The sequence below is a fragment of the Kordia sp. genome (genome assembly GCF_965224175.1).
In the GTDB taxonomy this organism is placed as follows: domain Bacteria; phylum Bacteroidota; class Bacteroidia; order Flavobacteriales; family Flavobacteriaceae; genus Kordia.
The window spans coordinates 465,975-489,474 of sequence record NZ_OZ245041.1 but is presented as its reverse complement, the minus strand read 5'-3'; the positions used below and the strand labels follow the sequence as shown (position 1 = coordinate 489,474).

The following is a 23,500-nucleotide window of genomic DNA, read 5'->3' as shown; positions in this document are numbered from 1 at the left end:
ATAGATTGATAGTGCTTTTTATCTTTTTACAAAAGTTATAGATTATTGACAACCTATAGCCATAGTTCGTATCACTCCAGTACCAAATTCTGTTGGATTTCCTAAACTACGTATAGTATCATTTGTCTGGCAATCGGTAGGATTTAAAGAAGCACACTCTTCTCCACATTGCGTATGCTGTGAAGCACATCCTTCTTCTTCCGTATGTACGGGAAACGTAGTATCCGTTCCACCTCTTAGGTTTATCAACCTATTAAGATTAGAAATTTTACTTTTTTTTAGCGTTAAAGAAGATAAATTTTGTTTTTTCATTACAATACAATTAATTATTAATAAAAGGTAGTTTCAACATTGTTCTGATCACAATATAGTACATGAAGATTAACAGTTATCATTCGTATTTAAAGCATTACAAGCAATACCAATTGTCGGTCGTAAACTTTGAGTTTTATCATTTGTAATACAACCTGTAATATCACCCATGGTAGGACATGTTTCACAATATGTCATTTCTGTTTCTACACAACTAGTAGTATATACCTCTTCACTATCACCCATTCCGTTTATGGCTTTGAGATCATTTAAATTTGAAATGCTCTTTTTTCTAAGTTTTAATAACGATAAATCTTTTTTCTTCATTGCAATACAGTTTAATGTTCTTTTGGTAAAGGAACTAAAAAAATGAGTATTCTCAAGGGGTTAGCGTTGACAGTTCATAAACTGTCAATTAATTTCCAGGTCTTCTTTGAGCTTTTTTATGTATCGTGAAGGATAAATACCAGTTTGTGCTTTAAATGCTTTTGAAAAGGTTTCTTGTCGCTTGAATCCGAATTCTTCAGCAACAGCTTTAATTGTATAGGAACGTAATTTTTCATCACTCTTTAAACGAATTAATGCTGCATTGATTCGCAATTCAGTAATGTAAGCTTTAAATGTTTTATTTTTATAATTGTTGATTACATTAGAAACATACGAAGTATTAGACGATACTTTTTCTGCTACAAACGCCAAACTACAATCTAATGATAAATATTCTTCTCTTGCTTCAAATGCTGCTAATTGCTCTAGTAACAAAACTGCTTTTTCATCTGTAACTTTTTCTGAAATACTAGAAGTAGCTATCGTTTTATTTTTCCCTTGTGTTTCCGCTTGCTTTTCTTTTTCATTTTCAAGTTCAATCACTTTTTGCAGTACAGCTTCTACCCTTTCCTGAATTCGTTTTACTTTGAGTCTATAAAAGAAAAAACTCCCTATCAATACTAACACTAAAAAGATAGAAATTCCATAAAGCCATTTTTTACGTACTTCTTGCTGTTTATATTTTGCTGCGATCTCTTTTAATTTCTTCTTCAGTTCAGGAAGATCATATCTAGTATGTATTTGAGAAATGATCTTTAAATTTTGTTTTTTTTGTACATTTTGAAGTCGATTGTGTTCTCTACGATGAAAATTAAATTTTTCTTTCACTCCAATTTCAGAATAACTCCACGCCATTAATCCATGCAATTGATATTCGTTGGAATATTCTTTTTCAGACTTTTGAATGATCGTATAAAATTTCTCGAAATTTTCAATCGCTTTTGCATGCTTGTCTTGCGCATGGTAATTTTTTCCTATGTAAAAATACATAGTTCCTAACGTTACGGTATCTTTTATCTCGATAGCATGCGCTTTTATATTGGAAGCGAGTTTTATACTTTCATCATATTTCTTTTTTTCAAATTCAATAATTACTTTATTAATCAAAAAGTTATCGTATTGATTGGCATTTTGTTTTTTGGGAGCAATTTCTAATCCTAAATTGTTATAATATTCAGCAGCTTCAATATAATCTTTAGTTCCTACTAATTCTTTCATACGCAAATATGTATCCGTAAGATTTACATATAAAAATCGTTGATTACGCGCCTTTCTGGAGGAATCAATATCCATTTGCTTAACAACTTCTAGGTTTTCTTTAAATATTGAAATTGCCTCTTCATAATCTTGGTTTAGCTTTTTAATAAACCCAATATTGATAGATGCGCCCATTTTATTGAGTTCATTACTTCCTAGTTCTGCATATTCTTTAGACTTTATATAAGCAGTTAAAGCTTCAGAATATTCGCCCATATCTGTTTTAATAATGCCTTTTAAATTGTATAAATCATAAAAAACATTATTATCATTTGTATTGTTTGCTAATGCTAAAGCTTTTTCTACATCTTGTAGTGCAGACTCATTTTTAGAAAGGTATGACTTAGTATCTGCCAATCTGTATAGCGAATAGATAATATTAGTTGTATTTTGTTCTTTTTCTGCAAGCACATATGCTGCTTTTGAATATAGAAGCGCATCTTCTAGATTTGATGATTCCATTGCAGTTCTATATGAGGTTGTTAACTTCTCAAAAGACTTCGTTGCCAATGAATCAGTTTGTGCAAATGCATTCGAAGCCATGAAGAAACAAAGCCATAATACATATATTTTGAAAATGGGAGAACAGGAACACTGCTTAAAATTCAACATATTGTAGTTTTGAAGTAAAAATTACAAGATAATTAATCTTTATACAATATGTATGAACTCTCTTTACATTGTTACTATGTTAACAGGTTAATTTTTAGTTCATAAAAAAAAAAGACACTGATTTGTAGTTAAATACGTAAAAGTGCATTTATAAGAAAAGAACACATACTACAATCATTTTAAAGAAAGTAAAATTAGAACTCTCGTGTTAGACAAGCATGTTTTTTAGTTTACGATTGAAAATAAGGAATTTTAGATAGTTATCAATTCGCGCAGAGCCTTTTGATTATTTTAAGTTTTCTAGAATAAAATCAACTGTCTTGTTTGTATTTTTATTTTCTCGATAAGAATCTGTTAAGTGTTTTGGCATCACAGCACAACCATTTTTTGCCAAGGATTCAATATTTTCTAGATAATCTAAAGATATTTTTCCTCGTAAAAGTACATTCATATCTTTTCCTGACTTATAATAATCGTATACTTTTTTTAATCCAGTGAGATATAGATAATCTTTAGTGAATCCGCCACCACGATGTGCTCGTACAGAAATATTGAATGCAGTTTCTCGGTCTAAATCATAAGTGTTGACGAACAATCTGAAGGTTTTAGAAAAGGAATATCCTTTTGCCAAACTATCTACCGCAATTACACGGTATGCGAGTTCTTTTAAGCGTTTTACCGTTAAGTTATTACTCATGTATTCTGAAAAAACAGCTAAACCTTCTTGTGTTTCTTCATAATTAGGAAAACCGTTTGAGAATATTTTTAGCGGATGCAACAATCCATTCATCGTAGTTACCATGTGTACGCCAATTTCATGATTGGTCAATATAGCAACTTCATTGTCTGAAAATGTGTGTTTTTTATTGATTACCAAAGTTTTGATATTATTCAACACCATAGCAATTGCGCTCATATCATTTGAAAACTTTATCTGATATGAAAAATCATATTGTTTAGAATATTCGCGAAATAATTGCTCTGTATCTTCTGGACTGTATTTTGGTAAAAATTGCGCATCATTATCATCTTCTTCGTCAAAGTGAAGAATAAATTTAGCATTTTCAACATCTTGCTCCGTTGGTGTACCAAACGAACGTAAACTATTATAGTAAAACTTGCGTTTTGTCCCTATAGTTTCTATACATTGAATTAAGCCAGAATACGCATAAATAATGTCTTCATACAATTCTCTTGTATAACCGTTTTCAATTTGTTCAATAGGTTGCTCAAAAAGTTCACGATGCAAACGAAAACGATCAAAATCTATTTCAGGATATGTAAAAACAGGATCTGTTAAATACTTTGATTTAAAGAACTTTTCCTTTTCCTCTTCTATATTTATGGGATTGACATAACTGAGCAGTTCGACTTTCTTTACCAGATCATCGATGTTTTTGTCTATTTCAAAAAGTACTTTACTCGCTACATGTATATCGTTCATTCGTACTGGATTCTTGCTTAACTATGTTTTGTATAAAAGTCATTAGCATGTTGCGGAACGAGCGTTTTTAAGGCTTTTTCTACAGCTGCAACTACTTCAGGAAACATGATTTGATTAATTTCGTCGCAATATATCTTTTTTACTTCGGTTGCCAAAACTAAAGTATTGCTAAAATGTTGTGTGATGTATTTTAAGAAATATCCATTTCCTTGAAAAGTGTCATTAATTTTTGATGTAGAAGCGATTCCGTTTGGCAACTTGATTTCAGACAACATTATACGCCAAGACTCTATCAACTCACCAAAACGCTCATTATCAACATTTCCTGTACCTAAATTAAAGGTTGGCACTTCTCTTTCCCAACGTTTCCAATTGTATGAATGCATATCGTATACAACACAAACACCAAATTTTTCTTCCAACTTAGAAATCAATGCATGTACCACTTTGTAAAAATTAGCATGTTTATCTAAGCTTTTCTGCTTCATTGCTTCAGGAAGCGGATTGTGCCACAATTGTTTTCCCCAAGCGTCTTCATAAATTGCACTTTCTGGCGCACGATTTAAATCGTATTCAAAACGTGAATCCATTCCGGCAATAACAATTGGATGCGTTTGAACCATTTCTTTGGTTGCAGGATCTTCCTCAAACCAACGATCGTATTCTGTATGTATACAATTCTCCCAAAGTTCACGTCGAAATTGATGTCCGTCATGTACTGCACCACAAGCATAGGGTACATATTTGTCAATTTTTATTGTAAAAGAATAATCAGCTGAAACTGCTTCAAACAGTTCTTCTTGCTCTATTTTAGATATGATTTGTCCAACAGTTAGTTTTTCCATATTTGTTCAACTTGGATTAGCGTATTTTTTGTTTTGATCTCCGTAAAGTGACAGCAGTTAGATAATTTTCATCTTCATAATTAATATCATAACTATAATCATACAAGCTAAAAAAATTATCCATGCGTTGCTTTTGAGATTTTACAACACTGTTTGTATTTGTATATTTGATATAAGGTGTGAATGCATACCCTATAAATCCTATTCCGAAGGCAATTCCAATTACACTTCCAGTAGAAATCCAGCCTGCTTCATATAAAACTTGCGTAAAATAAATATCGGCAAGAATAACCGAAACACCTATAATTGAAAATAAAATTAAGTGTCCGATTACTTTAGTTTTCTGATCTTGCAGGAATTTATATTCTAAATTTATTTTAGCTATTTCTTCTTTCGCATTTTCATCAAATGTGATTTTTGAGCATTTTCGTATGAAATCAGCTTTTTGTGACGTCAATCCACATAAATTGCCTTTTGCAAAGTCAAACTCTTTGTGTTCACAAAAACTACAATGTGCTGAAATTTCCATTCGTTATTCTTTTAAAATAGTTAGGTTTAAAAAATGAAACTACTTCTATCCTATTCGAAATATTTTCACTTTTTTTTCGACATCATAATCACCATGAGCTTCATTGCTAATTTCAATCGATATTTCATAATCTAATTTATAGATTTTTAAAAGTGCATCCAATTCTTCTTTTGCTTTTTTTGCAATTTTATAGTCTATAACATATGTATTTATGGGACCAACTGCAATTCCGAAAAGGCAAATTGAAAGAAATGCAATCACTAAAACACCTTTCTTTCCGCCTGTTTGTACTTCATGAGTAAATATAAAATAGTATAATGTAACAATCGCTATGTTGATCAAACTGTATAAAATAAAGTGACCAATTGTGTCTTTTTTCGTTTTAGTGACAAGTTTCAGTTTGGTATGAACGTCTACTATTTTAGCTTCCAATTGCTGTTCAGGTTTTATACTATTGCATTTTCCTGAAAAATTAGGCGCTTCATTGGTTATACCACAAATGGCTCCAATATCAAAATCATAAATTTTGTGATCACAAATTCCACAATGTGCTTTATTGTTCATAGTTATTTTTAAGAATTAGTGACAAGCTTGATACTTTTCTTAACATCAAATTCACCTTTTGCATCTCTTGTGACGCGAATATCAACTTTGTAATCTAAATTTTCTTGCTTAAGCAATTCGTGCAAGCCTTTTCGTTTTTCTTCGGCTGTAGCCAATTGATTTTTATAGTTTTGCAAAGGACGAATTCCTAAAGCTAATAAAACACTTCCTACAAAAATAGCGCCTGGAAATACAGGGAAATTTGTCCATTCAGCAGATTCTGCATAAAAGCCAAATACAAAACACGCAACAGCAATTACACCACAAATAGCAGCTTCTTTGAATATGCTATTCCGAATTAAAGCAAGCTTTTCAAGTTCTACATGTGCATCTAATAAATGTTCTTTGAGTGTTTCTATTTGCGTATTTTCAGCCATACAAGGTGTATATTTTAATATGCTATCAAATTAAATATTGCAGTTATGAGTAGAATTAATCCTGCTATTGACAGTGTAATAGTTATCATTCTTTCGTATTTTTTATCGGCTTCATGCTTTACAACAGTTGTTTTAGCTAATTGATCATGCCAACCTAAGCTTCCAAAAAAGGAAAATGCTTCAAATGGAATTCTTCTACACAACGTTCTTCCTATTATTTGTCCAAAACTTACATTTTCGTCTTTGTAGCTCACAACACTTGTATTCATCAAATACTTTCCTGGTGTCGTTTTTAAAATTCCTTCAAAGAAAACATAATAAAATGTACTTACCATAAAGTATAAGACAAACGTAGCTAAATGATCTCCAAATGTATATAGTGTATAGGAAATGAAACTAGGCATTACGAATATGTATTTTGAAAATATCAGAAAAATGAGAAAACCATCTATTACATAATGTACAAAACGTTGCCATTTAGTGGCTCTTTCTACCTTTAACAGGTTTGTATCGTCACTATTGTTTAAATAGATTTTAACGTAGTTTTCTTCTAATGGAATGCGTTTCTTTAGGAGATAACTCTTCTTTAAATACACATAACTCACAAATAAAACCACACTAAGTTTTACTATAAATAAAAGTAAAGCAGGCAAAGAGTAATATTTAAAAAAGTCCAAATTATTAACAAATATGTCTACACTCATTTGCATAATAAATTGAATTGCACCTAAAACGCTCGAAATAAACAATATAGAGAAACTAAAATCTAATAAACGATTTTCCTTGTGTTGACTTACTTTGTAGATAATTGCGCCTGTCAGAAATAACAGAATGTATAACGGATTTAACACCGATTTGTAATACAAACCACTTTCTCCAATAGTTAAAGTAAAGAACTCATTGTTGAAGAAGTTTAAATCTACTGTTACAAAATCAAGAACGTCTAGCATAATCCATACATAATCTGGCAGTTTGATAGTAAAAAAGCCAGTTACATCATAAAGTAGTGCTGTAATTGAAATGTATAATGCTATGTAAAAGATATGTTTGCAAACAAAATCTTGTAGTTTTTCTAGACGCATTGTTGATTGTTTTATTGGGTTAAACTTCCCCATTCTGTCCACGAACCATCATATACACAGTATTTTTCAAAACCTGCATTTGCTGCGGCTAATGCCAATACACATGCTGTAATTCCTGATCCGCAAGAAAATATAAACTGTGAATTTTGTGTATGAAATGATTCAAATATTGTTTTGAGTGCTGTTTTTGATTTGAATGTATGATGATTTAACACTTCGGTATACGGAAGATTTTTAGAATTTGGAATTTGTCCGCTACGCAAACCTGCTCTTGGCTCTGGAATTTCTCCTGTAAACCTTCCTGCCGATCGCGCATCTAAAATCACATTTTTATCATTTTGCAACTCTTGAAGCATTCCGTCGTAATTTCTAAAGAGTTGCAGATTATCTTTTGCTTGAAAATTTCCTATTTGTCCGTCGTATTCTCTTTTTACTTCTAATGGATGGTTTTCTACTTTCCAAACAGGCAATCCGCCATCTAACACCGCGATATTGTCAAAACCCATCGATTTAAACATATACCAAACTCTTGGTGACGCATAAATTCCAAGTTCGTCATATACAATAATAGCGCTATCTTGGTTGATGCCTAATTTTTGCGCTTCTTCCGTAAAAGTTTCTACAGAAACCATTGTGTTTGGAAACGGCGCATCAATCACACTAAAGACTTTTTTTATATCAAAAAAACGTGCATTGGGAATTTGCTGAGTTTCCGATGGAGCATTTGCATTGACTACTTTTGGAATGGTTCCGTTTAAAATAACAAGATTGGTTGCCTGAAGATGTTCTTGCAACCAATCTGTAGAAACTATTGAATTTGTTAATTGTATGTTTTTAAGCATCATCAACAGTTTTACGCAGTCGAACGCGTCTGTCAAATGCTTGTAATTTGTCTACTACTTTACTTTCTACAAAATCGATTACTTTTTCTTGCAAACGCACTTTGTATACTTTATTGATATATGTAATTCCTCCTGGAGACATTACATTAACTTCTACTAATTTTCCGCCAATTACATCAATACCAACAAAATACAATCCGTCATTCACTAATTTTGGACCAATTTGCTTACACAGGGCTTTTTCTGCTTTGGTGAGTGAATGTTTTTGTACACTTCCGCCAGCACTTACGTTAGATCTGTGATCATCGTTTCCAGGTACACGACGCATAGCGCCTATTGGTTCTCCATTTAAAAGTAATATTCGCACATCACCTTGATCGGCGCCTTCTATATAATCTTGAAGAATGACATAGTTTGTAGTTCCATCGCCACTAGCAATATAAAAATCTAGTAGAGATTTAATATTATTCATTGCCGATTTTTCTATCAAGATGACACCTGAACCTCCAAAACCATTTAAAGGTTTTAGAATCATCTTATCAGCTTTTGATTCTTTAATTTGTTGTACTAAATAATCTTTATTCTTTGATACATGTGTATTTGGAATGATATTACTGTGTGCATCACCAAAAGCCGCTGTGTATAACTTATTGTTTGCTTCACGCATTCCTTGTAGCGAATTCACAATAAACACGTCATCTTTTACAGAATCAAGGAAATTTAACATGATCGGATCCAATGGTGGATTTGCTCTCATGAATATCACATCAAAACCAGCTAAAGGCAACATTTCTTCTCGCAATACTGCTTTCCCATAAAATGATTTTAGCGTTGTGGGCACTTTGTCCATTCTACTAATTACCGTACAAAAGGCATTGGTTACACTATCTCTTATGGTTAAGTTTGAAGGTGTACACATGGCAACTCCATGTCCTCGCTTTACACATTCTTTGATTAACGCTAAACTTGTATCATTTTCTGGGTCAATATCCTCCCAAGGATACATTAAAAAACAGATATTCATTGAGGTTGATTTTTTGGTTGATTTTTGGTTGTATTAAATGTATATAAAATAGTTAGTTTTTATACTATGATTCAGATGGCTGGTAATTATCGTCCCAATTCTTTGGTTTAGGATCATGTAATTTACCTAAAGATTTTGCTACCAACATAGAAACGGTAGCATCTCCTGTAACATTTACCACAGTTCTACACATATCTAAAGGTCTGTCAATTGCAAATATTAACGCAAGTCCTATTGGCAATAAAGCCGGATCAAATCCTACAGATTCTAATACAATGACTAACATTACCATTCCTGCACTAGGCACTGCAGCACTTCCAATAGAAGCTAATAATGCTGTAAATACAATAATTAATTGAACTTCTATAGTAATAGCTTCTGGTGTGAGTACTTGCATGATAAATACAGCGGCTATGGCTTGATACAAACTTGTTCCATCCATATTTACAGTGGCTCCAACAGGCAATACAAATCCTGACACTTCTTTATCAACACCTACATGCTCTTCTACTCTTTCCATAGTTACTGGTAAAGTAGCTGCGCTTGAACTTGTTGAGAATGCTAATAATTGCGCCGGACTTATTTGTTTTAAGAACCACAATGGCGACTTTTTCCCGTAAAAACTAACGAGAACTAAGTAGAATACAATCATTAATATTAATCCTGCAACAACACATAATCCGTATGACAATAATTTCATTAGAATTTCAGGATCGTCAAAAGCAACGATTACATTCGCGAGAAGTGCAAATACAGCATATGGCGCAAAAAGCATAATTAAATCAACCATTTTCATGACGACTTCATTTAAGGAATCGAAGATATCAATCATTGGTTTGGCTTGTTTTTCCGGAATTAACAATAGACAGATTCCAACAAATAAAGCAAAGAATATTATTTGAAGCATTTTTGCTTCTCCTAGTGATTTAAATATGTTTTTTGGAAAAATATCAACCAATGCTTGTAATGGTCCTGCATCATTTTGTGCAGCTGCTTTGGTTAATTTGTCATTAACACCATCAGAACTTGCATATTTTTCCTTAATCTTTTCAATAGTTTCTTGCGGCATTCCAACACCTGGTTTTACCGTGTTTACAATTCCTAAACCAATAATAATGGCAACCAAAGTCGTTACTACATAAATAGCAATCGTACGCAATCCCATTTTTTTGATTTTGGCAATATCTTTTAAATCAGAAACACCTTTTATAAGAGAAGCGAGAATCAATGGAACTGCAATTAATTTTAGCAAATTGATAAAAATAGTTCCGAAAGGCTTGATCCAACGACTGATAAAGTACTCAGCACGTGTGGTTTTTACTTCTCTCGCGGCAATTTCTTTTATAGAAGTTACAACTTCACCATTTACAATTTGCTGTACAATTTCTTGAGAAGCAGGAATTTCTTTTAAAACTACTTTTTCACTTCCCCAAGAAGTAGATAATAGGATGAATGAGAATAAAATTCCCAAGACCATTCCTATTAATATTTTCCAATGTAATGCCATTTTTTTCATATGTGGGTTGTATTTCTGTTGTAGAGACTATCTTTTGTTTTGATTTGGGATAAATAAATTTGCGATTGGTTTCCTTAAAAGTATAATAATTATTCCAACTGTGAAATATATTAAATTGATTACCACTCTTTCCGTGAGTGACGAATATGTCATTCGCGCTAACGATCCATAATTAAAATAACTCATGAAAAACTCATAGATATTTCTAATTAGCATAGGAATTCTTCGGAATGCTAAGTACGCTCCAATGATGGCAAGCGCTATTTCAACGATATAATGACTTTGTGCTACCGAAAAGTCAAATCGTTCTGCTACAAATCCTTTATCTAATCGTAAAAAACTAACTATTTTATCTGCTTGAGACATCATCAGAAAAATGATTCCAAAGAATATCGCAATACAGATCGTAAAAATGAGTGTATTAGGACTTTGATTTTTGTTTGAATAATAAATTAATCGAGTTACCAACGAAATAATTCCTTCTATTAAAATATATACTGCAAATATTTTTATGACAGCTGTAAAGAAGTCTTTTACAATCATATTTTAATGGTTTTGTTGAGTAAATAATAATCTGCCAATACTAATGCTGCCATGGCTTCTACGATAGGAACAGCTCTTGGCACAACACACGGATCGTGACGCCCTTTTCCTTGCATTTCTACAATATTTCCATCTTTATTGATCGTATCTTGCTTTTGCATAATAGTCGCAACAGGCTTAAATGCTACATTGAAGTAGATATCCATTCCATTGCTAATTCCGCCTTGAATTCCTCCTGAAAGATTTGTTTGTGTAGTTCCGTCAGCTTTAAAAATGTCGTTATGTTCACTTCCTTTCATTTTTGCTCCTTCAAAACCACTTCCATATTCAAAACCTTTTACTGCATTTATGGATAACATTGCTTTTCCAAGTTCTGCATGCAACTTATCAAATACAGGTTCACCTAAGCCAATTGGTACATTTTGAATCACACACATAATGGTTCCGCCAATAGTATCTCCTTCTTTGCGAATTTCTCTAATTTTTTCTTCCATTTCAGCAGCTTTCGCTGGATCAGGACAACGCACAGGATTGCTTTCTGTTAAGGAAAAATCCAACTCATTATAAGGTTTATCTAAAGAAATTTCTCCAACAGAAGACACAAAAGCATTTATTTTTATGTTTGAAAGTAATTGTTTTGCAATTGCGCCAGCCACTACTCTACAGGCAGTTTCTCGCGCCGAACTTCTTCCGCCACCTCTGTAATCTCGATGTCCATATTTTTGGTCATACACATAGTCTGCATGTGATGGACGATAGGTTTCTTTTATATGTGAATAATCGTGTGATTTCTGATTGGTATTGTGAATGGCAAATCCAATAGGAACACCTGTTGTTTTTCCTTCAAAAATTCCTGAATAAAAAACAACAGAATCTGGTTCTTTACGCTGTGTCACAATTGCTGATTGCCCAGGTTTTCTACGATTCATTTCCTCCTGAATCATATCCATATCAAGTTCCAATCCTGCGGGACAACCATCTATTACTCCTCCGATTGCGGCTCCATGCGATTCTCCAAAAGTGGTCAATTTGAATAAAGATCCAAAAGTATTTCCTGCCATAGTATTTTTTTAACAAATGTAAATTTAAACTAACAGATTTAAAAACCCAACAAATGCTTAAAATTAACTTAACATTTAGTGGTTTCAATTGATAAATTATTAACATTCAAACAACTAAGCTTAACGGTAGTTTTTCATATTTTCCTACAACTTGTTATTTATTTGCAGTGTTGAAAAGTAATTCATGAAAAAGCGAAAAATAGATCTTGTTGTGATATCTGATGTTCATCTCGGAACATACGGTTGTCATGCCAATGAATTATTAGCGTATTTGAATAGTATTGATCCGAAGAAAATTATCTTAAACGGTGATATTATTGATATTTGGCAATTTAGAAAACGTTATTTTCCAAAACCACACTTACAAATCATTAAAAAGCTGATTGACTTTTCAACTAAAGGTGTTGAGGTTATTTATATTACAGGAAATCATGATGAAGCTTTACGACGTTTCTCTGACACCAAATTGGGTAACTTTTCATTGGTTGATAAACTTGTTTTAGAACTCAATGGTGAAAAAGCCTGGTTTTTTCATGGCGATGTATTTGATGCTTCTATTCAAAATGCCAAATGGATTGCAAAACTTGGAGGTTGGGGCTATGATGTATTAATACGACTGAATCGTGTTATAAATTGGATACTATTAAAATTTGGACGTGAAAAGTATTCACTTTCTAAAAAAATTAAAAATAGTGTCAAAAAAGCAGTCAAATATATCAATGATTTTGAGGAAGTTGCTGCCGATTTAGCTATTGATAATGATTACGGCTATGTTATTTGTGGACATATTCATCAGCCAAAAATGGAGAAAAAAACTACGAGAAAAGGTTCTTGTATTTATTTAAATTCTGGAGATTGGGTAGAAAATTTAACCGCTTTAGAATATCATAAAAATAGATGGAAATTGTATCGTCATAATGAAGATCGCTTGACAGCATTTTATGCAGACGAAGAACTTAAATCTATGGACTACAAAGACTTATTAGCAGCCATCACAATCGTAAAGAGTCCGAAAAAATAATTCTTCATTATATATTTTTCAAAATAACATGCTCAAATACATTTTGAGTGTTATATTTATCTTTTTAAAATCGATCTCATGAAAAATATTGTTACCATACTTGGAGTTTGCTTGTTGTTAATATTCACTTCTTGCGGAAATGACGACGATACAACTCCAACCGAAGGAGAACAGCTTGAAACACCTGTTTTACCTGTAAATTACTTCCCAGCAGCTTTAAACAATTACTGGAATTACAATGTGACTATGAACAGTGACATGACAAATCCTACGACAGCTACAGATTCTCTTTATGTAGCTTCTATAAATGGAGACTCATTTATGCTTGATGTGAATACAAATAATATTGCCAACGGAACCATGAGTAATTTGCTGGCAAACGGAACGCTTACCGAACAAGGAAGCGGCGCGCTTACATTAAATAGCAGCATTGAGTTACCGATTGATTTTATTGGAGATGGAATTAATTTTGAAGGTGCTGTTTTATACAACACTAGTGTTCCTGATAACACAGTTCTTTTTAGCTTATCTGATATGTTTACTCAAGATGTGCAAGGTTTTCCAATTACGATTACTTATACTTTGAGTACTGAAAAAGTAGAACGTTTGCCTAGTTTCACTGTAAATAACGAAACATTTAATGATGTTGAAGTAGTCGATTTTACACTTGAATTAAGCGTGAGTACTTCTGTTGATATTTTAGGAAATCCAACGACATTCTCTATTCTCGATCCGCAAGATGTAATGACCATTCGCAGTCACTACGGACCAAATATTGGTTTATTAAAAGCTGATTCTCAAATAAGTTTTAGCTTAAATCCAACAACTATTGCACTTTTAGAAACATTGAATGTAGATTTAAATATTCCTACGTCAAGTACAGCTACGAATGTAGAAGAGTTGACTTCGTATATGATTAATTAGATTTCTTGGATTGGTTAGATTGTTAGATTGTTAGATTGTTAGATTGTTAGATTGTTAGATTGTTAGATTGTTAGATTGTTAGATTGTTAGAATATTGCCTTTTTTTACATAAAAACAAAGCAAATCTAAATCAATGGTTTTCTTAGAATAGTTATTGGATGTAAGGCGTATTTTTGTTTTCCATCTTTGATTTGATGACGACAGTTCGTACCATTTGCAGCAAGTGTAGTATTGGTTTTTGCTACTCTTACCGCAGGAAACAAAGATTGTTCGCAAATATTTATACTTACTTCATAAGTCAACTTAACTTCTTCTGAATTTTGACAGAAATATGTGATGTCTGTTTTAAACCGAAAATAATTATTAATTTGCATCTGATTAATAGTTGCATAATTAAAACTGCGTGTAATTTACTCTACATCCCCATGAAAAGTTCAAAAAAGAAAGGCTTTAAGCAATATATATTGGTTTCATTAGGAGAACTTGTGTTGATCATTGCCGGTATTCTCATCGCCATGAATATCAATAATTGGAATGAGAACCGCATAGCGCTAACAAAGGCTAATTTATACATTGACAAAGTAAAAAAAGATTTGACAATTGATACTACCTATTTTCATTATGCAATTGAACGAATTGATTTAAAGTTAGATTACAAGAAAAGCTTATTCAATCAAGATAGTATTGCTAAATTTTCGACTAGTGGCCTACAAGCCATTGTTACTTCAGGCACCAATAACATTTATATAAATGATGGCGCGTACAAAAAAATAATAGAATCTGGTATTGTAACTTTACCTGAAAAGGAATTTTTATTTGAAAAATTCAACTCATATTATGTTGTTTTTAATAATTACTTGAAAGAGTTAAATAAGTGGGAAGAAAAATCTGCTCAAAAAGATCAAGACTTCTGGATATATCAAAATCATTATGAATTGGCATATATTGATGTTACCAAATCCATATTAGACAGTGTAGAAAATCGTAAAAACTTTATAAAAGTTATGACTTCTATGGAAGGCAAAAATTACAACAACATGGCTATTTTAAGAGAACAACGTATGAAAGAGATTTATACTAGAGCCAGAGATCGTGCAAAAAAATTAATGAAACAAATTGATTCTATTCAGAATTAAAATATTACAACAACGCACGTCTTAAAATAGTAATTGGATGTAAGGCTTCTTTTTGTGTTCCATCTTTGATTTGATGACGACAGCTCGTACCATTTGCCGCAATTGTAGTATTGATTTCTGCTGCTCTTACTGCAGGAAACAAAGATTGTTCACCAATATTCATACTTACTTCGTAATGCTCTTTCTCATAACCAAAAGAACCTGCCATTCCGCAGCAACCAGAAGCAATAATTGTTGGTTTGTAGTTTTTTGGAAGATTTAAAACATCATACGTACATTTCTGATTTGACAACGATTTTTGGTAGCAATGCACATGAATTTTGATCGCTTTTGCGTCTTCGGTAAATGCTTCCGAAGTGATTTCACCAGCTTGTATCTCTGCTGCTAAGAATTCTTCTAATAGAAATACATATTTTGCAATCTTTTTTGCAGCTTCTTTGTCGTTTGCTAAACGAGTATATTCATCGCGAAATGTTAAGATCGCAGAAGGTTCTATTCCTACTAAAACAGTATTTTCATTCAGCAGATCTTTGAAGATATTTACGTTCTCATTAGCTACTTTTTTTGCTTCCGTTAAGAAACCTTTAGAAATAAATGTTCGTCCGCTTTCTGCATGCGAAATGTATTTGATTTCATAACCTAATTTTGACAAAACTATCAAAGCATCGTGTCCGATTTCAGATTCCAAATAATTGGTAAATTCGTCACTAAAAACATATACCTTTTTAGTTTTAAAAATATTTTTATTTAGTTGTTTTATTGATTTTTGAATAATTTTATTTAAAGTTTTACTTGAATTCAAAGGTAATGTGCGTTCTTGTGCAACTCCTAACTTATTTTTTATTATTTTAGACGTAAAACTATTTCTTTTTACAAAATTAGAAAGTCCTGAAAATTTACTTGCCAATCGGTTCGATTTTGTCGAAAATGCAAACGCTTTATCTCTTGATGTTGGCGGATTTGATTTGTAATATTGATGTAGAAATTCAGCTTTTAAAGCAGCAACATCTACATTACTCGGACATTCGCTCGCGCAAGCTTTACAGCTTAGACACAAATCAAAAACCTCCTTTAATTCTGCGTGATCAAATTTATTTTCTTTATCAGATACTGTCAAGAACTCACGTAACGCATTTGCGCGTGCTCTCGTAGTATCTTTTTCATTGGTGGTAGCTCTGTAACTTGGACACATTGTTCCTGAGAAAGAAGCTGGTTTTCTACAATCTCCCGAACCATTACATTTTTCCGCAGCTCGTAAAATTCCTTGACTGTCTGAAAAATCAAATAACGTTTCTATTTCAGGTTCTTTACGATCAATTTCATAGCGTAAAGAGGTATCCATCTTGGCTGCGTCAACTATTTTTCCTGGATTGAAGATATTATTTGGATCAAAAACAGCTTTTACTTCTTTTAATAATTCGTAGTTCTTCTCTCCTATCATAATCGGAATGAATTCCGCTCGTACAATTCCATCACCATGCTCGCCACTAAATGAACCTTTGTATTTCTTAACCAATTTAGCGACATCACGTGTTATTTTTCGAAATAACACTACATCTTCTTTCTTTTTTAAGTTTAAAATTGGGCGTAAATGCAATTCTCCAGCGCCTGCATGTGCATAATAAACAGCTTGTTGTTGGTAATTTTCCATCAACTGAGAGAATTCTGTAATGTATTTTGATAAATCTTCCAATGCAACCGCCGTATCTTCAATACAAGCCACTGCTTTTTTGTCTCCAATGATATTTCCTAGTAAGCCTAAACCTGCTTTTCGCAATTCCATAGCTTTCCCTATTTCATCACCTTTTAATACTGGAAAATGATAGCTTTTTGCTTCGTTTTCTAAAGATACAATTAGGTTATTGGTTTGATTTGCTAAATCTTCGGCTGTATCAGAGCGTAATTCTAGTAATAAAATTGCTTGCGGATCGCCTTTAACGAAAAATCTGTTTTTGGCTTGCGCCAGATTTGACTTTGTGCAATCTAAGATGATCTTGTCCATCATCTCACACGTATACAAGTTATGCTGCATTGTGCGTGAAACAGATTGCAAACAATCTTCAATACTATGATAATGAGCTGCAACCACACAACTTTCGGTTGGCGGAAGTTCGTCTAGTTGTAAGGTAATTTTAGTCGTAAAAGCCAACGTTCCTTCACTTCCAGAAAGCAATTTGCACATATTGAAAGTTTCTCCAGTTGAAGAAAATGGTTTCGCTCTTAACAATTCATCAATAGCATATCCTGTATTACGTCTGTGTATTTCTGCTTTGGGAAATTCAATATGTATTCTCGCTTGGTTATTTTTGTCTGAAAGCATCTCATACACTTTTTGATAAATGTTCCCTTCAAGTGTATTTAGATTTCTTTTTTGATGAAATGCTGAAGTAGTTATTTCTCCAAAAGTCACTTCACTTCCATCGGAAAGTAATACTTCCATAGACAATACTTTGTCGCGCGTTACGCCATATTGAATTGAAGTTGTTCCTGAAGAGTTATTCCCTACCATTCCGCCAATCATGCAACGATTAGACGTTGATGTATTTGGTCCGAAGAATAAGTTTGATGCTTTCAAATAAGTGTTTAATTCATCACGAACAACACCTGGTTGCACAGTAACAGTTTTTGCTTCTTTATCTACCGAAAGGATTTCTGTAAAATATTTAGACACATCAACCACAATTCCCTCTCCAACACACTGTCCTGCTAAGGAAGTTCCTGCTGTTCTTGGTATTAGTGAAGTTTTATGTGTAGTAGCAAAATGTATTAACGCTTTTAAATCTTCTATATTTTTTGGGTATGCAACAGCCAACGGAAGTTTACGATAAACAGAAGCATCTGTAGCATATAAAATTCTATGCAAATCATCATAAAAGATTGTCCCTGAAAAAGATTTTTTCAACTGTTCCAATTTCGTCTTCATACCAACGCTATTACTCTTTTGTATAATTTTTTCAGCAATATAAACTTAATTTTTTAGTTATAAATAAGAAACAAGTATCGTATCACAATAAGATATTAACATGTGAAATTAATTAGAAGCATCTCAGTGCTACAACTGGCATAATTGTTGGATAACTCTGCTAATATTATTAAAAACTTAAACTTTAAAGACATGAAAAAGCTAGTAATTTTAAGCATTTTATTTTTTGGATATATGGCATCTGCGCAACAGATTTCAGATAATGCCATCGGATTACGAATTGGAGGAAATAATGGTTTTGGTACAGAAATCTCATATCAAAGAGCATTATGGGATAATAATAGATTGGAATTAGATTTGGGATGGAAAGATAACGACGAGTACGATGCGTATAAAATTACAGGATTGTACCAATGGGTTTGGAATATTGACGGCGGATTTAATTGGTATGCTGGTGCTGGTGGCGGAGTTGGAAGCTGGAATAGTAATAGAGGTCGTACCAACGATGGAGTATATGCCTTTTTTGCTGGTGATGTTGGTATAGAATATAGTTTTGATTTTCCGCTGCAACTTTCACTTGATGTTCGCCCTGAAATAGGCTTTGACAATGGTTTCAATGACGATTTAAGTATGGATTTAGCGCTTGGCGTGCGTTATCAATTCTAATTTTACTAGGGTAATTCTTCACGTTTGGTTAAATTTGCGCGTTTAACTATTTAAATTATCAAATAAAAATGTATTCAAACGTGAAGAAAGTATTTTTAATCGCATGTCTTTCCTGTATTTTCCTTTTTACTTCTTGTAATGGAGATTCACAAAGTTCTGCTAATGGTTATACCATAGAAACTACTATTGATGGAATTCCTGATGGTGTTCGTGCATTTTTAAAAGTGACTAATGAAAAAGGTGTTCCTAAGCCAAAAGATACTGCTATTGTTCAAAATGGTCGTTTTGTTTTTACAGGGAAAGCTGAATTTCCTGAATTAGGTCTTATTTATGTGAATGGCGCACAAGGAAATATTAGTTTGTTGATAGAAAATGCTGAAGTAAAAATTGAAGCTTACAGAGATAGTTTATCGAAATCGAAAGTTTCTGGAGGAAAACACAATCAAGAATATTTAGCCTTTATTGAAGAATCAAAAGTATTAGCAACAACAATTCAAGATGCAAGAGATCGTTATGGTAATGCGGTAAAAGAAAGAGATTCTGTTTCATATAATAGCATACGAAAAGAAATTTCAAACTTAGAAAAACAAGGAATTCAATTTCAAGAAGATTATGTGATAGCACATCCAAAATCGTATGTATCTATCATGTTGGTAAGCCGTTTGCTAAGAAGTAAACTGACAACAGCTCCAAAAGCAAAAGTTTTTTATGATATGTTGCCTGCTGACATGAAAAAAACTAGAGTTGCAGAAGATTTATTTATCAAAATAACAGAAATGATCAGAGCTTCTGTAGGAACAAAAGCAGAGAACTTTTCTGCTCCTGATCCAGAAGGAAATAAAATTTCTTTGAATGATATTAAAGGAAAAGTAACGGTTGTTGATTTCTGGGCAGCTTGGTGTGGCCCTTGTCGTAAAGAGAATCCAAATGTGGTGAAAATTTATGAAAAGTACCATAAAGACGGATTGGAAATCATTGGTGTTTCTTTAGATGGACGCCCAAATCAAAAAAATGCAAAACAAGATTGGTTACGCGCTATTGAACAAGATGGATTGCCTTGGCATCAAGTTTCAAATTTAGATGGTTTTAGAGATGCCATTGCTCGTACATATAATATACGTTCTATTCCTGCTACTTTTATAATAGATGAAGAAGGAACTATTGTTGCGAAAAACTTACGCGGTGCAAAACTTGAAGAAAAAATTAAAGAGTTACTCGGGAAGTAGTTTCTTCAATTTGTGAATTTGTGAAGAATTTAATTTGAAATTTCTCAATTCTCAGCGCCAAATTTAAAATTTGACATTTATAATTCAACATTTCAAAAACTGATTTTCAATAAGTTAGTTTTTTATCGAAAAAAACGTATATTTTTTATTTGCATGGTTCAAAAACAATAGTATATTTGCAACCGATTTTATAACAAATATCGTTGGGGAGATACTCAAGCGGCCAACGAGGGCAGACTGTAAATCTGCTGACTATGTCTTCGCAGGTTCGAATCCTGCTCTCCCCACTTTAACTCGAAAAGTCTACACGAAAGTGTGGACTTTTTGCTTTTTAAAACGTTTTGACAACTTGTTTCAAATAAGTTTAAAAAAGTAAAAATGCGTAGCTGCTACTGCAGCACCACTTTTCATTTTCAGGAAGTAGTGAGTAGGATATTTAATTCTGTGATCTCCCCACAAAACAAAAAAACCGATCTAAAATTAGATCGGTTTTTTTTATCACTTTTTATCTTCTATTTAAAACACATATCCTGTGTTCAAAAAAAAATATTCTTAAATCTTCCCCATTTTTATCATTACAAATAATATAATAATAGGAACTGCCATTGCAACTACAATCCAAGTGTCTTGAAATAGTATTTCTTTACGCAATGCCAATGTAATTATAAAACCTGCTACAGCGCCTCCAAAATGAGCATCGTGTCCTATGTTCCCTGTTCGCTTTTTCATTCCATAGATAGAGAACAATAAATATCCAATAGCAAATAAATACCCAGGAATTATAAAGTTAATCATCATATTAGGCTGTAATAGTATTGCAGAGAACAATATTCCAGAAACTGCTCCACTAGCTCCTAGCGCGCTGTAATGATATTCTTCTTTATGAAAGAAAAAGGACAGTAAACTTCCCAATAATAAACTTCCTAGGTAAATTAATAGAAAGTTCGTTGGCCCTAGGTAAGCAATAACAATAGGCGCAAAGAAAAATAAGGTAATCATATTAAAGGCCAAATGCTGCATATCTGCATGTAAAAAACCAGAAGTAATCATACGCAAATGCTCACCTCTGTGAATAGCGCCAATATTGAAGATATATTTACTTCGAAATGCGTAATCTTCAAACCCTTTGAGAGATACTAAAACGTTTGCCACAATTACACCAATAGTTACCAGATCCAAATTCATATTGAAATAGCCTTTATTAAGTGTCAAATATAGCTATATTTGTCAAAATTTGGCACACATATGCAGCTTATCGCGTTCATACTTATATATCCAATTCTTTGGTTGATTTCTATTCTTCCATTTCGTTTGCTATATCTTTTCTCTGATTTTTGCTATGTACTTGTATATCATGTTATCGGATATAGAAAAAAAGTGGTTCGTGGAAACCTAGAATTAGTTTTTCCTGAGAAAACAGCCGCAGAACGCTTAAAGATAGAAAAGAAATATTACCACCATTTGTGCGATATGTTTTTGGAAATGATAAAATCATTAACCATTTCAGACGCTTCATTGCGTAAACGATTTGTATTTCCAAATATTGAAGTACTGAATGAATATGAAAAACAAGGTCAGAGTATTATTTTAATTTCTGGACATTATGCCAATTGGGAATGGATGAATATTGTAAAAGAATATGTTTCCTTACACGGATATGGGATTTATAAAAGATTAACGAATAAGTATTTTGATAGATTGGTTCGTAAGATACGTGAGAAACGAAATTCTACTTTAATTACCACAAAAGAGACGTTTAAAACGATCAAAAAGAATGAAGATGTAGGAAAGCTTGGTATTTATTATATGGTAAGCGATCAATCGCCAAAACCTTTACCAAATTATTATTGGACAGAGTTTATGAATATTACAGTTCCATGTTTTAATGGTTCTGAAGTATTAGCACGTAAAGCAGACATGCCATTTATTTATTTTAAGATTGAAAAGATAAAGCGCGGACATTATCAAGGAACATTTATTCCATTGACACCAAATGGTATTAAAAATTATCCTGTAAACGAACCTACTGAGCTTTTTTATAGAGAATTAGAAAAACAAATACGTGAAGTTCCTGAATATTATTATTGGGTTCACAAACGTTGGAAACACAGAGATAAGGTTCCCGAAAAATATCAAAAGAAAAGTAATTAAATAGTGATTTACGATGAAAGCTTCTGAAGTAATTTTTAGTGAAAATGAAATTGTAATCATTGGCGCGCAGTCTCCAAAAACTGTACGTTTTGCACTTACTGTTTTACTAATACTTTTTTTAATTGCTCCAATTGTTATTGCTTCGCTTAATGTTACACTTGGCGACGGTCTTAATATAGGTTTAGTTCCTATTTCACTTGTGCTTTGGGCAGCTGCTTACTTTTTTATGAAATCTATTTTATGGAATACATATGGAAGAGAAACTATTACACTCAATCCAGAATCTATAGCTTATACTGCAGATTATAAGTATTTTAAAACATCTAGAACAATTACTCCTGATGATTTAGAGTTTACTCATATTGAAATGGAAGAAGACACTAAAACTTTTATTATTGCTGATTTAACAGGTGAACTCATCGAAAATGTTTTACCTGTTTCAAAACATCACATGCGAAAATTAGAAAATCACATCAAAGAGTATTACTTCAGAGTAACTTAGTTTATACAACTCTGCCTTCTTTGGCTGCTTTACTGTCTAAAGAAGTTCCTATGGCAAGTCCTACTGCTAATCCAATAGGTAAACCTAAAGCTATATTTCCAAAAGCTGCGCCCCATGGCATTCCAAGAGCCATTCCTATAGGCATCCACATACTCATATAATATCCTTTGGTAACTAATTTATGTTTTATTGTTGCAGAATTTTTGATTTTACTTTTCTTTTTTAAGAAATCACGACGAACCTCTTTGTTTTCAAACGCTTCTTTTGTTGGGATTGAAGCTACAAGTTCGTCCATTTGTTTTTGAAATACAATCAATGATTCTGTAGTAGCAGCATGTGTCGCCATTTTTTCTAACAAGCGTTTCAAATAATCAGTTTCCACTTTTTTATGCAGAGCTTCGTCAAATGAAGCAGTTTTTTGATCAATAGTAAGAAGAGTTGTTTCTTTCCAAAGCGTATATGTGGTTTCCATAATTGGTCTGTAAATTGTATTGTTCGGTATATTGGTAGTGTGTTTTTAGTTTTTGTTACATTTCGACTATGCTCAATGTGAACAAATATAACTTTTATAGGCTTT

General features: G+C 32.6%; 25 protein-coding genes and 1 tRNA gene. 8 read left to right on the top strand and 18 right to left on the bottom strand.

Annotated features, from left to right (window positions below):
• Positions 1 to 42: 42 nt before the first annotated feature.
• The 14 genes from ACOQOS_RS02340 to aroC all read right to left on the bottom strand — a co-directional run bounded on the left by ACOQOS_RS02340 (position 43) and on the right by aroC (position 12,374).
• Positions 43 to 312, bottom strand: coding sequence for a hypothetical protein (locus tag ACOQOS_RS02340; protein WP_420573352.1), 270 nt, complete (start codon positions 310 to 312; stop codon positions 43 to 45).
• Positions 313 to 381: 69 nt separating this feature from the next.
• Complete coding sequence (locus ACOQOS_RS02335; RefSeq protein WP_420573351.1) at positions 382 to 639, bottom strand: hypothetical protein; 258 nt, start codon at positions 637 to 639, stop codon at positions 382 to 384.
• An 84-nt stretch (positions 640 to 723) separates the two neighbouring features.
• On the bottom strand, positions 724 to 2,439 hold the full coding sequence (locus ACOQOS_RS02330; RefSeq protein ID WP_420573350.1) for a helix-turn-helix domain-containing protein: 1,716 nt from the start codon (positions 2,437 to 2,439) through the stop codon (positions 724 to 726).
• Between the two features lie 355 nt (positions 2,440 to 2,794).
• Positions 2,795 to 3,952, bottom strand: coding sequence for a flavohemoglobin expression-modulating QEGLA motif protein (locus ACOQOS_RS02325; RefSeq protein WP_420573349.1), 1,158 nt, complete (start codon positions 3,950 to 3,952; stop codon positions 2,795 to 2,797).
• A 17-nt stretch (positions 3,953 to 3,969) separates the two neighbouring features.
• Positions 3,970 to 4,797 (bottom strand): N-formylglutamate amidohydrolase, encoded by an 828-nt coding sequence (locus tag ACOQOS_RS02320; RefSeq protein WP_420573348.1) that lies wholly within the window; start codon positions 4,795 to 4,797, stop codon positions 3,970 to 3,972.
• 16 nt (positions 4,798 to 4,813) lie between these two features.
• Positions 4,814 to 5,326: a hypothetical protein gene (locus ACOQOS_RS02315; protein ID WP_420573347.1), complete on the bottom strand. Its 513-nt coding sequence runs from the start codon at positions 5,324 to 5,326 to the stop codon at positions 4,814 to 4,816.
• Between the two features lie 45 nt (positions 5,327 to 5,371).
• Positions 5,372 to 5,890, bottom strand: a complete 519-nt coding sequence (locus ACOQOS_RS02310) for a hypothetical protein (RefSeq protein ID WP_420573346.1) — start codon at positions 5,888 to 5,890, stop codon at positions 5,372 to 5,374.
• Between the two features lie 8 nt (positions 5,891 to 5,898).
• Positions 5,899 to 6,306 (bottom strand): hypothetical protein, encoded by a 408-nt coding sequence (locus ACOQOS_RS02305; RefSeq protein ID WP_420573345.1) that lies wholly within the window; start codon positions 6,304 to 6,306, stop codon positions 5,899 to 5,901.
• 14 nt (positions 6,307 to 6,320) lie between these two features.
• Complete coding sequence (locus ACOQOS_RS02300) at positions 6,321 to 7,388, bottom strand: RDD family protein (protein ID WP_420573344.1); 1,068 nt, start codon at positions 7,386 to 7,388, stop codon at positions 6,321 to 6,323.
• 11 nt (positions 7,389 to 7,399) lie between these two features.
• Positions 7,400 to 8,230: a sulfurtransferase gene (locus tag ACOQOS_RS02295; protein WP_420573343.1), complete on the bottom strand. Its 831-nt coding sequence runs from the start codon at positions 8,228 to 8,230 to the stop codon at positions 7,400 to 7,402.
• Positions 8,223 to 9,254, bottom strand: a complete 1,032-nt coding sequence (gene gshB / locus ACOQOS_RS02290) for a glutathione synthase (protein WP_420573342.1) — start codon at positions 9,252 to 9,254, stop codon at positions 8,223 to 8,225. The genes ACOQOS_RS02295 and gshB overlap by 8 nt, the downstream gene beginning before the upstream one ends.
• Before the next feature lie 64 nt (positions 9,255 to 9,318).
• On the bottom strand, positions 9,319 to 10,770 hold the full coding sequence (locus tag ACOQOS_RS02285; protein WP_420573341.1) for a dicarboxylate/amino acid:cation symporter: 1,452 nt from the start codon (positions 10,768 to 10,770) through the stop codon (positions 9,319 to 9,321).
• A gap of 27 nt (positions 10,771 to 10,797) precedes the next feature.
• A complete protein-coding gene (locus ACOQOS_RS02280) occupies positions 10,798 to 11,313 on the bottom strand; it encodes a hypothetical protein (RefSeq protein WP_420573340.1) in 516 nt (171 codons plus the stop codon).
• Positions 11,310 to 12,374 carry a chorismate synthase gene (gene aroC / locus ACOQOS_RS02275; protein ID WP_420573339.1) on the bottom strand — a complete coding sequence of 355 codons (1,065 nt, stop codon included), beginning with the start codon at positions 12,372 to 12,374 and terminating at the stop codon, positions 11,310 to 11,312. Before aroC ends, ACOQOS_RS02280 begins: the two co-directional genes overlap by 4 nt.
• Before the next feature lie 184 nt (positions 12,375 to 12,558).
• Between aroC and ACOQOS_RS02270 the strand changes: the two genes are divergently transcribed.
• Positions 12,559 to 13,395, top strand: coding sequence for a UDP-2,3-diacylglucosamine diphosphatase (locus ACOQOS_RS02270; RefSeq protein ID WP_420573338.1), 837 nt, complete (start codon positions 12,559 to 12,561; stop codon positions 13,393 to 13,395).
• A gap of 78 nt (positions 13,396 to 13,473) precedes the next feature.
• The gene (locus tag ACOQOS_RS02265) at positions 13,474 to 14,319 is read left to right on the top strand and encodes a hypothetical protein (RefSeq protein ID WP_420573337.1); all 846 of its coding nucleotides are present in this window, start codon (positions 13,474 to 13,476) and stop codon (positions 14,317 to 14,319) included.
• Positions 14,320 to 14,444: 125 nt separating this feature from the next.
• Here the strand turns inward: ACOQOS_RS02265 and ACOQOS_RS02260 are convergent, their stop codons facing one another.
• Positions 14,445 to 14,693, bottom strand: a complete 249-nt coding sequence (locus ACOQOS_RS02260) for a hypothetical protein (RefSeq protein ID WP_420573336.1) — start codon at positions 14,691 to 14,693, stop codon at positions 14,445 to 14,447.
• Between the two features lie 51 nt (positions 14,694 to 14,744).
• Here ACOQOS_RS02260 and ACOQOS_RS02255 point away from each other — a divergent pair, with 51 nt between their 5' ends.
• A complete protein-coding gene (locus tag ACOQOS_RS02255; RefSeq protein ID WP_420573335.1) occupies positions 14,745 to 15,455 on the top strand; it encodes a hypothetical protein in 711 nt (236 codons plus the stop codon).
• A gap of 4 nt (positions 15,456 to 15,459) precedes the next feature.
• On the opposite strand, the gene ACOQOS_RS02250 is transcribed toward ACOQOS_RS02255, so the two are convergent.
• Positions 15,460 to 18,378 (bottom strand): FAD-binding and (Fe-S)-binding domain-containing protein, encoded by a 2,919-nt coding sequence (locus tag ACOQOS_RS02250; RefSeq protein ID WP_420573334.1) that lies wholly within the window; start codon positions 18,376 to 18,378, stop codon positions 15,460 to 15,462.
• 192 nt (positions 18,379 to 18,570) lie between these two features.
• On the opposite strand from ACOQOS_RS02250, the gene ACOQOS_RS02245 reads away from it, so the two are divergent.
• From ACOQOS_RS02245 to ACOQOS_RS02235, 3 genes are all read left to right on the top strand, one after another.
• Positions 18,571 to 19,044: a hypothetical protein gene (locus ACOQOS_RS02245; RefSeq protein ID WP_420573333.1), complete on the top strand. Its 474-nt coding sequence runs from the start codon at positions 18,571 to 18,573 to the stop codon at positions 19,042 to 19,044.
• 80 nt (positions 19,045 to 19,124) lie between these two features.
• Positions 19,125 to 20,270: a redoxin domain-containing protein gene (locus ACOQOS_RS02240; RefSeq protein WP_420573332.1), complete on the top strand. Its 1,146-nt coding sequence runs from the start codon at positions 19,125 to 19,127 to the stop codon at positions 20,268 to 20,270.
• A gap of 205 nt (positions 20,271 to 20,475) precedes the next feature.
• Positions 20,476 to 20,557: transfer RNA gene (locus ACOQOS_RS02235), tRNA-Tyr, on the top strand.
• 265 nt (positions 20,558 to 20,822) lie between these two features.
• On the opposite strand, the gene ACOQOS_RS02230 is transcribed toward ACOQOS_RS02235, so the two are convergent.
• Complete coding sequence (locus ACOQOS_RS02230; protein ID WP_420573331.1) at positions 20,823 to 21,455, bottom strand: rhomboid family intramembrane serine protease; 633 nt, start codon at positions 21,453 to 21,455, stop codon at positions 20,823 to 20,825.
• A 60-nt stretch (positions 21,456 to 21,515) separates the two neighbouring features.
• Between ACOQOS_RS02230 and ACOQOS_RS02225 the strand changes: the two genes are divergently transcribed.
• Together ACOQOS_RS02225 and ACOQOS_RS02220 are read left to right on the top strand one after the other, a co-directional pair.
• Positions 21,516 to 22,421: a lysophospholipid acyltransferase family protein gene (locus ACOQOS_RS02225; RefSeq protein WP_420573330.1), complete on the top strand. Its 906-nt coding sequence runs from the start codon at positions 21,516 to 21,518 to the stop codon at positions 22,419 to 22,421.
• Positions 22,422 to 22,434: 13 nt separating this feature from the next.
• A complete protein-coding gene (locus ACOQOS_RS02220) occupies positions 22,435 to 22,923 on the top strand; it encodes a hypothetical protein (RefSeq protein ID WP_420573329.1) in 489 nt (162 codons plus the stop codon).
• Between the two features lies 1 nt (position 22,924).
• On the opposite strand, the gene ACOQOS_RS02215 is transcribed toward ACOQOS_RS02220, so the two are convergent.
• Positions 22,925 to 23,395: a hypothetical protein gene (locus ACOQOS_RS02215; RefSeq protein WP_420573328.1), complete on the bottom strand. Its 471-nt coding sequence runs from the start codon at positions 23,393 to 23,395 to the stop codon at positions 22,925 to 22,927.
• Positions 23,396 to 23,500: the final 105 nt, after the last annotated feature.